The sequence below is a fragment of the Acinetobacter sp. YWS30-1 genome (assembly GCF_033558715.1).
GTDB lineage: Bacteria > Pseudomonadota > Gammaproteobacteria > Pseudomonadales > Moraxellaceae > Acinetobacter.
This window is the reverse complement of sequence record NZ_CP114606.1, coordinates 920,870-934,907: the sequence shown is the minus strand read 5'-3', so window position 1 is coordinate 934,907 and position 14,038 is coordinate 920,870. Positions and strand designations below refer to the sequence as shown.

The 14,038-nt window shown below is 41.9% G+C and carries 12 protein-coding genes; 7 read left to right on the top strand and 5 right to left on the bottom strand.

Translation table 11 applies throughout. The features are described 5' to 3' along the window. Window positions 1–48: 48 nt before the first annotated feature. Window positions 49–975 (bottom strand): DUF808 domain-containing protein, encoded by a 927-nt coding sequence (locus O4M77_RS04240; RefSeq protein WP_284879836.1) that lies wholly within the window; start codon window positions 973–975, stop codon window positions 49–51. 190 nt (window positions 976–1,165) lie between these two features. Between O4M77_RS04240 and trpS the strand changes: the two genes are divergently transcribed. Continuing rightward, window positions 1,166–2,179: a tryptophan--tRNA ligase gene (gene trpS, locus O4M77_RS04235; protein ID WP_005234596.1), complete on the top strand. Its 1,014-nt coding sequence runs from the start codon at window positions 1,166–1,168 to the stop codon at window positions 2,177–2,179. A 344-nt stretch (window positions 2,180–2,523) separates the two neighbouring features. Here the strand turns inward: trpS and O4M77_RS04230 are convergent, their stop codons facing one another. Continuing rightward, the gene (locus O4M77_RS04230) at window positions 2,524–3,975 is read right to left on the bottom strand and encodes a capsule assembly Wzi family protein (RefSeq protein WP_159122821.1); all 1,452 of its coding nucleotides are present in this window, start codon (window positions 3,973–3,975) and stop codon (window positions 2,524–2,526) included. 271 nt (window positions 3,976–4,246) lie between these two features. After that, window positions 4,247–5,773, bottom strand: a complete 1,527-nt coding sequence (lysS, locus tag O4M77_RS04225; protein ID WP_034704199.1) for a lysine--tRNA ligase — start codon at window positions 5,771–5,773, stop codon at window positions 4,247–4,249. 387 nt (window positions 5,774–6,160) lie between these two features. Here lysS and O4M77_RS04220 point away from each other — a divergent pair, with 387 nt between their 5' ends. After that, complete coding sequence (locus O4M77_RS04220; protein ID WP_034704192.1) at window positions 6,161–6,655, top strand: YqiA/YcfP family alpha/beta fold hydrolase; 495 nt, start codon at window positions 6,161–6,163, stop codon at window positions 6,653–6,655. Between the two features lie 39 nt (window positions 6,656–6,694). On the opposite strand, the gene O4M77_RS04215 is transcribed toward O4M77_RS04220, so the two are convergent. Continuing rightward, a complete protein-coding gene (locus tag O4M77_RS04215) occupies window positions 6,695–7,237 on the bottom strand; it encodes an adenine phosphoribosyltransferase (protein ID WP_004783009.1) in 543 nt (180 codons plus the stop codon). Between the two features lie 478 nt (window positions 7,238–7,715). On the opposite strand from O4M77_RS04215, the gene rubA reads away from it, so the two are divergent. The 5 genes from rubA to O4M77_RS04190 all read left to right on the top strand — a co-directional run bounded on the left by rubA (window position 7,716) and on the right by O4M77_RS04190 (window position 11,894). Next, the gene (gene rubA / locus O4M77_RS04210; RefSeq protein WP_004783011.1) at window positions 7,716–7,880 is read left to right on the top strand and encodes a rubredoxin RubA; all 165 of its coding nucleotides are present in this window, start codon (window positions 7,716–7,718) and stop codon (window positions 7,878–7,880) included. Window positions 7,881–7,968: 88 nt separating this feature from the next. Beyond that, window positions 7,969–9,147 carry a rubredoxin reductase RubB gene (gene rubB, locus O4M77_RS04205; RefSeq protein ID WP_159122822.1) on the top strand — a complete coding sequence of 393 codons (1,179 nt, stop codon included), beginning with the start codon at window positions 7,969–7,971 and terminating at the stop codon, window positions 9,145–9,147. A gap of 57 nt (window positions 9,148–9,204) precedes the next feature. Continuing rightward, window positions 9,205–10,143, top strand: a complete 939-nt coding sequence (gene estB, locus O4M77_RS04200; protein WP_218945715.1) for an esterase EstB — start codon at window positions 9,205–9,207, stop codon at window positions 10,141–10,143. Between the two features lie 13 nt (window positions 10,144–10,156). Beyond that, entirely contained in the window at window positions 10,157–11,065 is a 909-nt protein-coding gene (gene oxyR / locus O4M77_RS04195; protein WP_005234587.1) for a LysR family transcriptional regulator OxyR, read from the top strand. 232 nt (window positions 11,066–11,297) lie between these two features. After that, window positions 11,298–11,894 (top strand): DNA-binding response regulator, encoded by a 597-nt coding sequence (locus O4M77_RS04190; protein ID WP_323713905.1) that lies wholly within the window; start codon window positions 11,298–11,300, stop codon window positions 11,892–11,894. A 47-nt stretch (window positions 11,895–11,941) separates the two neighbouring features. Here the strand turns inward: O4M77_RS04190 and ppk1 are convergent, their stop codons facing one another. After that, entirely contained in the window at window positions 11,942–14,023 is a 2,082-nt protein-coding gene (gene ppk1, locus O4M77_RS04185; protein ID WP_034704182.1) for a polyphosphate kinase 1, read from the bottom strand. Between the last annotated feature and the right edge of the window lie 15 nt (window positions 14,024–14,038).

The window sequence follows — 14,038 nt, the reverse complement described above, 5'->3', positions numbered from 1 at the left end:
AGTGAGATTCCTTATAGTTTAAATTCAGCTTATTTTAACGGGCCTGATTTATACTTGCTTTGGTTTCGATCTGATTTTTTGAATAAAGCCAATCAAGATAAATACAATTAACCCTGCCACAAAACCAATCACCAGATTAATCAGTGTAGGCGTAACAGCCCCTACGATACTGCCCAGACTAGGCATATGCTCTACATACTCAACCGAATCTTCAGTAAAATGATGAAACCATGGAATGGTATGGGCAATAATCCCGCCTCCGACCAGGAACATCGCAATCGTACCTACAATCGTGAGGGTTTTCATCAATTTAGGAGCAAAAGCCAGTAATCCACGGCCTATACTTTGTTTGAAGCTGGATGCCTGCTTAGTCAGGTATAAGCCTAAATCATCAATTTTAACAATCATGGCAACGAAGCCGTACACCCCGACTGTCATTAATACAGCAATCCCTGCCAGTACGATGACCTTGGTGGTAAAAGCTGCAGCTGCCACCGTGCCCAAAGAAATCACCACAATTTCCGCAGATAAAATAAAGTCAGTTCGGATCGCACCCTTAATTTTCTCTTTTTCAAATGTGGCCAAATCGGTTTCGATCGTAGTGAATTCAGCCTCAGCATCTTCTTCAGTCTTGGCTTTCTTATGCTTTAAACTATGTAGAACTTTTTCTACGCCTTCATAACAGAGAAATAAACCGCCAATCATCAGTAAAGGATTGATTAACCAAGGCGCAACCACACTAATAAGTAAAGCCAAAGGAACAAGAATCAGCTTATTAATAAAAGAACCTTTCGCTACCCCCCACACCACAGGAAGTTCACGTTCTGCCCGTACACCGCTGACTTGCTGGGCATTTAATGCCAAGTCATCCCCCAAGACACCTGCCGTCTTTTTTGCAGCCATCTTGCTCATCACGGCAACATCGTCTAAAACAGTCGCAATATCATCCAATAATATTAATAAGCTGCTCGCCATTCTTGTTATCCTTATCATCTTTAGACATATTTTAATGAAAATATTTAAAAAATATTGTATTCACTTGTTTAATTAATAAGATTTTTTTACTGCGGCTTTTTTTCTGGCTGACATTCAAAAACAGAATGCCGTACAATGTGGCCATTCGTTAAAATATAGATGTAGTACAGACTACTTTTTGGAATAGATAATGAGTAATCAAGATAATCGTCCAGTAATCTTGACTGGCGACCGTCCTACCGGACAGCTTCACCTTGGCCATTTTGTCGGTTCATTACGCTCTCGCGTAGGTTTACAAGATTCTCACCATCAACATTTGTTACTCGCTGATGCTCAAGCCCTGACAGATAATGCAGACAACTTTGAAAAAGTACGTCGCAATATTATTGAAGTAGCAACAGATTATCTGGCTGTCGGTATTGATCCAACCAAAACTACTATCTGTGTTCAGTCTTGCCTGCCAGCCTTAAACGAACTGACTATGCTCTATCTGAACTTTGTGACAGTTTCACGTCTAGAGCGCAACCCGACCATTAAATCAGAAATTCAGATGCGTGGTTTTGAGCGTGATATTCCTGCAGGTTTCTTATGCTATCCAGTGGCTCAAGCAGCAGATATCACAGCCTTTAAAGCAACTGTAGTTCCGGTGGGCGAAGACCAGATTCCAATGATCGAACAGACCAATGAGATTGTACGTCGCCTTAACCGTCAGATTGGCCGTGAATTACTGCCTGAATGTAAGGCGCTGCTTTCTAATGTGGGACGCTTACCAGGTTTTGACGGTAAAGCGAAAATGTCTAAATCATTAGGTAATACTATTGTTCTAGATGCCTCTGACAAAGACATCAAAAAAGCTGTCAATGCGATGTATACCGATCCGAATCACCTGCGCATCGAAGATCCAGGCCAAGTTGAAGGCAATGTGGTATTTACTTACCTGGATGCATTCGACACCAATAAAGAAGAACTGGAAGAACTGAAAGCACATTATCGCCGTGGTGGTTTAGGTGATGGTACAGTAAAAAAACGTCTGGAAGGTATTCTGAAAGAGCTAATCGGTCCGATTCGTGAACGTCGTATGGAACTGGCTAAAGACCCGGATTACATCATGGATATTTTGAAAACGGGTACAGATAAATGCCGTGACATTACACAGGCCACTTTAGATGAAGTGAAAACAGGCTTAGGTGTTTTCCATTTCTAAGCTAGACAATATTTAAAAAAGCCCTTCATAAAGGGCTTTTTTTATTTAAGGCCAAAATGCGCAAAAATAAGGCAAGTTTCCACACAGATTCTTCATAGTTTTAACCTTACTTAACATCTATTAACATGAATACTGATGAGTCACATGAGAATGAGTCCTAATATACTTACATACAGTAAGGAATCAAATTTAACTCTCTCCACAGTTAATCTTGATTTAGTTTTGAAAGAAACTTCCTTTTTCTACGCAATGACAACCCCAATCATTGCGTTTTTTTTGTCTGTAATTTTTGAAAATATAAAAAAATCCTGCCAGATGAGCAGGATTTTGTTGTGTCTTGAATATTAATATTTGAACAAGCCTTTTTCTAATGGAATTTCAATTCCAATAGAGGCACCGCCATCCTGACCATTTACATCTGAGTCACTTATCCAGGCATTAATTTTAAGTGGCATTTCTGGACGAATATAATGCGACCAGGTGACATCTAGTGCTTTAATTTCATCATCAAAAGCAAAAGCAGCATTATTTACACTTGCACGCTCAGACTGATTGACTTCAGCAAACAATACCCGCCCAGATAAACGGTTCATCGGATCAAAACGGATATCACCACCTACTGAAACCATCTGTGCATCACCACCTAAAGCATGTGCCAGCGGATAACCATGCTGATAAAAACCATCAGTATAATTGGTATGGTTATAAGAAATACCTCGCACCTTGCCGTTAGTACGTGTATCTGCCCATTCTGTATAAAGTTGATATGGCATATTTCTTACAGTCGAAGAATAGTCTATTCCAGCCAGATACATTTTCTTCGCAGGCAGACCACCCGCTTCATCTTCACCTACATATTGCCCATAGAAGCCCATAGGTACCTGTGTCAAAGGAAACAGGTTCAGGCGTGCATCAAAACCCGCGATCTGGTTCGATGGGTCAGGTTCACCCGTACCACCGTTATCTTTATTCCCGACAAAAGCATCCCATAATGAACTTAAGCTTTCAGGACGTCCTTCCCCACCCCATTGAATCGCACGAGAAGCACCTAGCTCCAGGTAAGATAAAGGTTGTGCTGTTACACGAAGGCCAATAAGTTTGGCATCTGGAACGGCAGTATAATCATCCAATTGGCCTGCAAAAGCCTGATATTGCCACGGTCCAATCCAGGACAGCCATTTAGTTTCAAAAGCTGTTTGTTCTGCACGCTGTGCCATAAAGCCATATACTGGGCGGCTAGCATCGCCACGAATCAAGCTGCCATCATGTCCTGGACCCCAATAGGTCGGAATTTGGCCGGCAATCAGCCATTGATTCCAGAGTTTCCCTGCTAGATAAGATCCTTCCAGATTCACATCCTGATCATTCTCAATTTGTCGATCTTTTTCGGCATTAACCCGGAGTTTGGCATCCCAGTTTTCGCCGCCTGCATTAAACTCTAAAGCTGCCTGAAATTGTGCCTTTTGCTGATCGCCAAAGGCTTGAGGAATATCTTTTGGATCACTTTCCGCAAATAAGCCTACTTTGAGCTGCTGATTGTCTGCTGTTAATTTTGCCAGAACTGAATCAATAACACGTTGTTGTACTTTGTTACTCACTTGTGCATTGGATAGAGCACGTTGAATTTCATCACCACTGAGCGGCCAGGTCGAGGTACTGATCTGGATCACCCCTTGCTGGTTTAACCAGTTCAAGTCAGTACGAAGATTTGCATCATTCAGAACCAGCCCTTGAGCAAAAACAGGAAGTGAAAGTGTCGTAAGAAGTACACTTAATAATGGTTTTTTTAGAAACATGGGATCAATATTCTCAAGTTTATTTTTGCCTAACCATAGATATTTCAAAAACAATATTCAATGGCGAAACTGTATCAGTATAATATGAAACCCTAGATTTAATTGACTTTCAAAATAATAAATCGCTTCGAGAAATGAGATAGAAATACAAAAATGAAATTACAAATGTAAAAAATAGAATTAAATAATGCTGGGTTTTAATTTTATTTAAAATAAATACTGAACACATAAAAAAGGCAGTTTTAAAAACTGCCTTTTTTCGAATAAGTCATTAGTGTTTATGACGCATATGCGGGAATAAGATTACATCACGGATACTTGGTGCATTCGCAAAGATCATCACCAGACGGTCAATACCGATCCCTTCACCTGCTGTAGGAGGCAGACCATATTCCAGAGCTTCAATGAAGTCAGCATCATAGTGCATTGCTTCATCATCACCCGCATCTTTCTCAGCAACCTGTGCCTGGAAGCGTTCAGCCTGATCAATCGGGTCATTTAATTCTGAGAAGCCATTTGCCAGTTCACGACCACCGATAAAGAATTCAAAACGGTCTGTAATATGCGGATTTTGATCATTACGGCGAGCTAGTGGAGAAGTTTCCGCTGGATATTCAGTCACGAATGTAGGCTGACGTAGTTGAGTTTCTACCGTTTCTTCAAATACGATTGTTTGCAGTTTACCCAGACCAAAACCTGGTTTTACCTGTTCTTTCAGTTCTTCCTGAATGAATTTCGCCAGGAACTCACGGTCATTGACATTTTCTGGAGTGAACTGTGGATTGTGCTCAAGAATGGCGTCAAACATTGAGATCTTTTTAAATGGTCCTTTGAAGCTAAAGACTTCATCGCCATAAGGCACATCAGTGGTACCCAGAATATCAATTGCCAGTTTTTCCAGCATTTGCTCTGTCAATTCCATCAGGTCTTTGTAATCTGCATACGCCTGGTAGAATTCGATCATAGTGAATTCAGGGTTATGACGAGTAGAAACACCTTCATTACGGAAGTTACGGTTAATTTCGAATACGCGCTCGAAACCACCCACAACCAGACGTTTCAAATAAAGCTCAGGTGCAATACGCAGGAACAACGGCATATCCAGTGCATTATGATGCGTTTCAAATGGACGCGCAGATGCTCCACCAGGAATTACGTGCATCATCGGGGTTTCAACTTCCATAAAACGTTTGTCGTTCAGGAAGCTACGAATACCGGCAACAACTTTGGCACGAACTTCAAAAGTTTTACGGGTTTCTTCATTTACGATCAGATCAAGATAACGCTTACGATACTTCACTTCAGTATCAGTCAAACCATGGAACTTGTCTGGAAGTGGACGTAATGATTTTGTCAGTAATTCAAAATGTTCGATATGAACATACAGGTCACCTTTACCAGAACGACCGATATAACCTTCAACTGCAATGATATCGCCCAGATCCAGGCCTTTGATCGTTGCAAGTACTTCTGGCTCAAGTTCTTTACGTGGAACATAAAGCTGAATACGACCGGTCATATCCTGAATCACGATGAATGAACCGCGGTTCAACATCACACGACCTGCTACTTTTACATGAACGTGTTCGCCAGCTTCAATTTCTTCTTTAGATTTATCAGCAAACTGGTCTTGTAAATCTTGCGCATAATGTTCACGTTTAAATGTGTTTGGCCATGGGCTAACACCAGTTTCTTTTGCGTGGTCTTGAATCTGCTTTAACTTGGCATGACGCTGTGCAATTAAATCGTTTTCGGAAATGATTTGTTCAGAAGTCGATTGAGCGTTATTTTGCGTCATCTCTGCCTCGGATAAGATTAGTTAAAAAATAGAAGTTGCATAGAATAGCAGAAATCTGCATCAAATCGTAGCGTAAAGACTTCCCACACGTGGCTTTTCTTGAGAAAAATTTCTGGATATATGAAATTTTTAAAAACAAATGATTTTCATTATTTTCAGTTTCGAATTTTATGATTGGTTTTTTTAGAATATTGCCCAACTTTTGTTAGATGAAAGTCCAAGACCTCAATCCTCTGCACAAATTCTGCCTTTATATCCCGTATCAGCTTAGACCAATAGCTAACTGCTTCCTCGAAATAGACGTTTTACAATAATGACCATATTAGAAGGTGGTGTCTTAACACCCTGACCACGACTTTGCCATGTCCGATAAAAATGAGTAAAAATATGTCTAAAATATTGTTTTTTCATGGCTTGGATTCGTCAAAACAGTCCACGAAATTTCATGCAATTGATGCAATGCATAAATATTGTATAGATGTGGATTATCGCAATCTGAGCTACCAGTCGGTAGCCGATTTCTACCACGAAATGGTTGAAACCATTAAACCGGATATTCTGGTCGGACACAGTCTGGGCGGTTATTGGGCGCTAAAAATGTCACAAGCTCATCAGATCCCTTGTGTGATCGCGAATCCTAGCTTGCAACCGAATTTCCGCGATGATTATCCTGCGATTTGTGACAGTGATTTGCAGCATGATATTCCGCAAATGGCCTATCTGGAATTAGGTGATGAAATTCTGGATATGCATGCGGCACAAGCTCAGCTTGAAGACTATATGCAAATTCATGCCATTGAAGGTGGTCATCATCGTCTGGAACATCCCGAACAGATTAACGACCTGATTCAGGAAATTGAATATCATTTTATCCGGCAATAAAAAAGCCCCAATAGTTGGGGCTTTTTTGATCATTCAGACTTAAGCAACTGCAGCTTCAGGCTGAGATTTATCGTCAAGTACTGACCAGATGTCCAAGCCTAATTCACCGTGTAAATCTGGCAGATCAAGGAAGATGCTCGCACCTAGAACCTGATGCTGACATTTCTCAGCCAATTCATGAACTGCTTTCAATGTACCACCAGTTGCCAGTACATCATCCACAATAATTACTTTTTGTCCCTGAACCTCTGCAGACATTTCCAGACGGTCCAGGCCATATTCAAGGCTATAACCTACACCTACCACTGGAGGCGGCAATTTACCTGCTTTACGAACCAGCAATAAGCCTTTGCCAGTACGCTGCGCCAACAGACTTGCCAGCACAAAACCACGTGCTTCCACTGCCACAAAGCTGTCTACTTCAGCAAGCTTTTCTTCAGGAATGCTGGCAATCAAAGCATCAGTTAATGGCCCTAGATTATTCATGAATAATGGAGTCAAATCGAAGAAACAAATGCCTGGTTTTGGGAAATTCTGGACAGTACGAATGTGAGACCACAGAGAAGTAGACAAATTGCTCATGGGAGATCTTTAAACAAGGAAAGGAATAGGTGAATTTTAAACTAAATTAACAATGTGTAACAACAACAACTGTGCAATATTAAAGCAGAAAATAATAATAACCAATTGATTTAAATATATAAATTTATTTTAAAAAATATTTAATAAAGACTTTTCTAAGTCTAAGTTAACTGATTTTAATCATTTTTTCTGCCCGACTTTGGTCTACAACTTAAAATCTAAGCCAGAAACGTGTTTTATGAAACTAAAAATACAACTCTTTGCCTAACCTTAAATATATTTCTAGTAATGAAATACCTAGGGACTGCCCTTTCTGCTGTTAATTTCACTGATTAAACTTTTATTCGCTTTACTTTATGAATAGAACTGCGTAAAAATTTAGCCAAATATGTTTACTATTAAAAGTCATATTCTTTAGGGTCTTGCCATTTGTGGATTTTAAGCTGACAGCTACAGTTGGTCAGTTTTGGAGAGTTATATGAAAAAATATCAATGCATCGTTTGTGGATGGATTTATGACGAGGCAGAAGGTTGGCCTCAGGACGGAATCGTTCCTGGAACCAAATGGGAAGATATTCCTGATGACTGGACTTGTCCGGATTGTGGTGTTTCTAAAGTCGATTTTGAAATGATTGAAATCTAATCATGTTCTTTTAAAGACCATATTGAATGGTCTTTTTTATGTCCTTTATACCTGAAAAAAACTAATTTAAAAAAGCATGGAGAATCGTATGCATCCTATCGTCATCATTGGTTCGGGCATGGCGGGTTATGCTGTTGCCCGTGAGTTTCGCAAACTCAACCCAGACCATGAACTTGTCATGATTTGTGCTGATGATGCGACTAATTATGCAAAACCTACGCTTTCTAATGCTTTAGCAGGAAACAAAGCGCCAGAACACATCCCTTTGGGTGATGCAGAAAAAATGTCAGCACAGCTGAAAATGCGCATCGAAAAAAACACCTGGGTCAAAGTGATTCATCCTGAACAACATCAGCTAACTTTAGAAAAAGACGGTCAGGAAAGCACACAGGATTATTCTAAACTGGTGCTAGCTGTAGGTGCCAATCCAGTACGCCTAGCCATTGCCGGTGATGCCAGCGACGATATTCATATGGTGAATAACCTGACTGACTATAAAGCTTTCCGTCATAATCTGGCAGCACGTGAGGATAAACGCGTGGTGATTCTAGGCGCAGGCCTGATCGGCTGTGAATTTGCCAATGACTTGCAGCATACCAATCATCAGGTCACCGTGATTGATCTGGCACCCCAGCCTTTAGGTCGCTTATTACCAGCTCATGTCGCAGATGCTTTCCAGCAAAATCTTGAAGAGACGGGTATTCATTTTGTATTAGGGACAACAGTTGAAAAAGTCTCTAAAGTTGAAAATGGTAATTATCTGGTCACACTTGCCAATGGTCAGTCAGTTGTTGCTGATGTGGTGCTGTCTGCTGTGGGCTTACAACCGAATATTTCTGTCGCAAAAGAAGCCGATATTCATACCAGTCGCGGGATTCTGACCAATACAAAACTAGAAACCAATCAACCGGATATTTATGCAGTAGGCGACTGTGCGGAAGTAAATGGAATGCTTTTGCCATATGTCATGCCAATCATGCAGCAGGCCCGCGCCCTGTCTAAAACATTGAATGGCGAACATACTGCAGTCCATTATCCAGCAATGCCTGTTGCGGTAAAAACGCCAGCTGCGCCATTGACTGTCCTTCCTGCTCCGGTTGATGTCGAAGTAACTTGGGAAAATGAAGAGTTTGATGACGGTATGCTGGCCAAAGCCTTTGATGCCAGCGGTACTTTGCGTGGATTTGTCCTGCTTGGTGCCACTGCTGCCAAACAACGCCTGGCATTGACCAAGCAGGTTCCTGACTTGATTCCAGCTACAGTTTAGATGTTTAATACAAAGGACATTTTTTAAGCGAAATGTCCTTTAATCAGGAAATACATCATGCACAGTGCCCTGCAGTTCAATCATTCTCCGTATACAGCTTTCATGCGTGAAACCAAGGCCGATCTTGGCAATGGCATCGAATTGCACGTGGAAGTCGGAGGAAATCCTGAACACCCGACCATTCTGCTGATTATGGGGCTTGGGGCACAGATGCTGTACTGGCCGGACTTCTTCTGTAAATCCCTCATTGATCAGGGCTATCATCTGGTGCGTTTTGACAACCGGGATATTGGTTTATCTTCCAAAATTCACCATAAAGGGCCTCGCTTAAACACTTTAAAAATGATGAGCCGTTTTGTACTGGGTTTAGGCAATCAGGGCGCGCCTTATACGCTGTACGATATGGCAGATGATGTACATCTTCTGATTGAAAAAATGGGACTGGGTCAGGTCTATGTGCTCGGTGCCTCTATGGGCGGCATGATTGCCCAGATTCTGGCCGCACGTTATCCTGACAAAGTTAAAAAAATGGGTTTACTGTTTACCAGTAATAACCAGCCACTGTTACCTCCGCCTTTTCCAAAGCAACTCTTTAGTTTAATTGACAAACCCGCTTCCACAGATGAAGATGGCATTGTCGATCATAGCTTGAAGCTGTTTAATATTATTGGCTCGCCGGGTTATGTGAATCATCTGGAAGCGATTCAGACCGCCCGTAAGTTATATAAGCGAAGTTACCATCCAGCGGGTGTACTTCAACAGTTTTTAGCAATATTATGTACGGGTTCATTGCTGCAACTGGACAAGCAAATCCAACAAGAGACCCTGGTGGTTCATGGTGCTCGTGACAGATTGCTGCCTCCTAGTCATGGTAAGGCTGTTGCAAAAGCAATTTCAGGGGCTAAATTTGAATTAATTGATGGAATGGGGCATGATATCCCTCCGCATTTTATTCCATATCTTAGCGAATTATTTGCTGATCATTTTAAATCATAAACATTAGGACACTATGGCTGCATTACCATCCCTAAGACAGCTGTCATACCTCGTAACACTGTCTGAGACGCTGCATTTTACAGAAGCTGCTCGCCGCTCATTTGTTACCCAGTCAACTTTGTCTGGCGGTATTATGGAGCTGGAGCGTTTACTCGGTGGCGTTCTTGTTGAACGCGATCGCCAGAATGTACGTTTAACGCCGCTTGGTGAACAAGTGGTTGCACGTGCCCGTGTTCTACTGGCTGATGCTCAGGACTTAATGCGTTTAAGTCGTGAAATGAGTGAACCATTAACCGGTGATCTGCATCTTGGCGTTATTCCAACCATTGCCCCTTTCATCCTGTCGCAATTTCTGGATGAAGTGCATCAGCAGCTACCGAAAATCCAGCTACATTTACATGAAGCTCAAAGTGAGAAAATTGTAGAGAAACTGGAGCATGGTAATCTGGATATGGTGGTGCTAGCGCTGCCTTTCGATACCCGTAGCCTGAAAGTTGCTGAAATTGCCAAAGAGAATCTGTATCTGGTGCATCACAAATCTGACCAGAATGCAGCTCAAGCCAAATCTCTGGAAGATCTGGATCTGTCTCGCCTGATGCTTCTGGAAGAAGGACACTGCTTGCGTGATCATGCATTGAGTGCCTGCCCGATTGGTGAGCGCAAAAATGATCATCGCCTGAAAGCGAGTTCATTACCGACGTTGATCGAAATGGTGTCTGCTGATCTTGGTTTTACCCTGTTGCCAGAAATTGCGCTGCATACCAATATGATCAAAGCCAATCCGGATCTGCGTATTAATCCAATTAATGCTGCACCAAGCCGTACTCTGGCGTTGGTCACTCGTAAGAGCACACCGTTACAAAGCGAGTTCGATGTGTTATTACAAATTTTGCAAAAAATTACTGCCCATGATGCAGCTTAATTAAACCCTAAGAAAAAAAGGAGCACTTAGATTGCTCCTTTTTTCTTGCCTGCGTCTTCTTTTAAAGTAATTTTTATACATTCAGTCAATTAAAATGATCCAAAAACCAGTTTTTCAAACTTTAACTATTTATAATATATAAAAATTAAATCCCTATTTCTGGGGATTGGCATTGAAACCAATTTAAGCCAAAATACATCTGTATATTAATTACTCTCAGGATAAGATTTCTTTGGCCTCATTTTTGCCCGCACCCGTATTATTGGTGCAACCTTATCCCCCCCCGCTCTCTTCCAATCTTGATCTTGCATTGCTACAGCTCGGTTATCAACCGGATATGCTGTCCTATACCGATCATCTGTCTGCTCAATCCCATATTGAACAGTATCTTCCCAATCTCGTGTTATATGAGATTCATGAGAAAGCACAACTTAAGAATCTTAATGTAATTCAAGCACGAATCCAGATTCCTCATCTGATTATAGTTTTAGCTGATGATTCACTTGAAATGATCGATTTATTCTTGTCATCTGGCGTGGATCGATATCTGATTGCTTCGCATCCTGTTTCGAAAATAGTGGCAAGCCTGAAAATCATTCTACGTGGCGGTTCCTATTTACATCCTGAATTAGCCCGTTATTTAGTGAGTCAGGAAACAAAGATACATCTTTTAAATCAGACTGAAGTACAGATGTTAAAGTATTTCAGCCAAGACCTGACTTTGGCCGAAATTCAAAACAGATTAAGTCTGCACGATTACCAGATTTATGCTGCTATTCGCAGAATCTATCAAAAGCTCGTGAAGCCATTAACTGGTTTCCAAACCTAATAGGGTATAAAAAAGGCTGAATCATCAGCCTTTTTAGTTTTTTTGAGTTATTTAAAGGTTTCCAGCAAGGTACGCTGTGCATTATGTGGTTGTTCACCTTCAGCGACTTGGGCACGCACCCAGGTTCCATCTCCCTGTAACAACCAGGCCTGCTGATTGTCTTTCAGGTAATTTAATAAGCCTTGCTGGTAAATGCGTTTCTTTAATGCTTCATCTTCAATCGGAAAACAGGCTTCTACACGATTAAACAGGTTACGATCCATCCAGTCTGCGCTTGAGCAATAAATGCGGGAATTGCCATTATTGCTAAAATAAAATACGCGCGTATGTTCCAGGAAACGGCCGACGATTGAACGTACCCGAATATTCTCTGAAAGTCCCGGCAAGCCTGGACGCAGACAGCAAATCGAGCGGATAATCAGATCAATCTGTACACCTGCTTGAGAAGCTTCATAAAGTTTATTGATCAGTTGCAGCTCAGTTAAAGCATTGACCTTCACGATGATCTGGGCTTTCTTGCCCGCTTTGGCATTGGCAATTTCATTATCAATATAGTTGATGAGCTGGGCATGCAATGTAAATGGTGCATGGAGCAGCTTTTTCAGCTTGGCCATTTTCCCCATTCCGGTCAATTCCTGGAAGATACGATGCACATCTTCACACAGATCCTTGTCTGTGGTTAACAAGCCATAATCTGTATAAATCCGTGCATTGCCCGCATGATAATTCCCGGTTCCCAGATGCACATAACGCACCAACTTGTTATTTTCTCGGCGTACCACCAGAATCATTTTGGCATGGGTTTTATAACCAACAATGCCATAGACCACGACAGCACCCGCTTCTTGCAGCACATTGGCAACTGCAATATTAGATTCTTCATCAAAACGTGCACGCAGCTCGATGACTGCAGTCACTTCCTTACCGTTACGGGCCGCTTCTGCCAGCACCTGCACGATCTCGGAATCTGGACCACTACGATACAATGTCTGCTTGATTGCCAGTACCTGAGGGTCACGTGCCGCTTCACGTAACAGCGTAATCACTGGTGCAAAAGATTCAAATGGATGATGTAGCAAAATATCCTGCTTCTGCATGGCACTGAAAACATTTTCAGATTTCTTCAGTACTTTAGGCAGAATTGGCGTATGTGAATCATAACGTAAATGTGGACGTTTGAAGTTGGACAGTAACCGCGCCAGATTAACCGGTCCTGCCACTTTATAGAGCTGTTCTTCATCCAGATCAAATTCTTCCAGCAGATATTCATAAATATGCTGCGGACAATTTTCAGTCACTTCCAGACGGACTGCACGACCAAAACGGCGCGAACTTAGCTCGCCTTTTAAGGCTTTGGCCAGGTCTTCAACATCTTCATTTAAGGCCAGATCGGCATTCCGGGTAACACGGAACTGATAGCAGCCAGTCGCGGTCATGCCCGGGAACAGGTCAGACACATGTTCATGAATGATGGCGGATAACATCACATGATGTTCTTTACCATCAGTCAGTTCATCCGGTAAACGCACAACACGTGGCAATGAACGTGGCGCAGGAACAACCGCAAGATCAATCTGACGGCCAAAGGCATCTTTCCCTTCGAGTGTCACAATAAAATTCAGGGATTTATTCACCAGACGTGGGAATGGATGTGCCGGATCAAGGCTAATAGGCGTAAGAACTGGAGCAACCTGTTCCTGAAAATATTTTTTCACCCAGGCCGATTGTGCCGGTGTTAGCTCTCCACGGCGCAAGAAGCAGATATCTTCCTCACGCAGTTTAGGCAAAATCTCTTCATTTAAAATACGGTACTGACGTTCAATGGCGGCATGTGCAGTTTCGGCAATCTGCTCTAATACTTGTTTTGGCGTCAAACCATCTGGACTGCGGCTTTCATTGCCCAAATCCAGTTGTTCCATGACGCCAGCCACACGAATTTCAAAAAACTCATCCAGATTACGTGAAAAGATCAGTAGAAAATTCATGCGTTCCAGCAAAGGATGCAGAGGATCAACCGCCTGTTCCAGCACTCGCAAATGGAAATCCAGAATAGACAGTTCACGATTAATGTAACGATCATTATAAGTATATTCGGTTGGTGCCGAAGTCGTACTGGCTGCCGTATTCATATCAAACCTACGCTA

Coding starts and splice junctions, on each gene's coding strand:
- O4M77_RS04240 (WP_284879836.1), bottom strand. CDS start 975: ATGGCGAGCAGCTTATTAATATTATTGGATGATATTGCGACTGTTTTA.
- trpS (WP_005234596.1), top strand. CDS start 1,166: ATGAGTAATCAAGATAATCGTCCAGTAATCTTGACTGGCGACCGTCCT.
- O4M77_RS04230 (WP_159122821.1), bottom strand. CDS start 3,975: ATGTTTCTAAAAAAACCATTATTAAGTGTACTTCTTACGACACTTTCA.
- lysS (WP_034704199.1), bottom strand. CDS start 5,773: ATGACGCAAAATAACGCTCAATCGACTTCTGAACAAATCATTTCCGAA.
- O4M77_RS04220 (WP_034704192.1), top strand. CDS start 6,161: ATGTCTAAAATATTGTTTTTTCATGGCTTGGATTCGTCAAAACAGTCC.
- O4M77_RS04215 (WP_004783009.1), bottom strand. CDS start 7,237: ATGAGCAATTTGTCTACTTCTCTGTGGTCTCACATTCGTACTGTCCAG.
- rubA (WP_004783011.1), top strand. CDS start 7,716: ATGAAAAAATATCAATGCATCGTTTGTGGATGGATTTATGACGAGGCA.
- rubB (WP_159122822.1), top strand. CDS start 7,969: ATGCATCCTATCGTCATCATTGGTTCGGGCATGGCGGGTTATGCTGTT.
- estB (WP_218945715.1), top strand. CDS start 9,205: ATGCACAGTGCCCTGCAGTTCAATCATTCTCCGTATACAGCTTTCATG.
- oxyR (WP_005234587.1), top strand. CDS start 10,157: ATGGCTGCATTACCATCCCTAAGACAGCTGTCATACCTCGTAACACTG.
- ppk1 (WP_034704182.1), bottom strand. CDS start 14,023: ATGAATACGGCAGCCAGTACGACTTCGGCACCAACCGAATATACTTAT.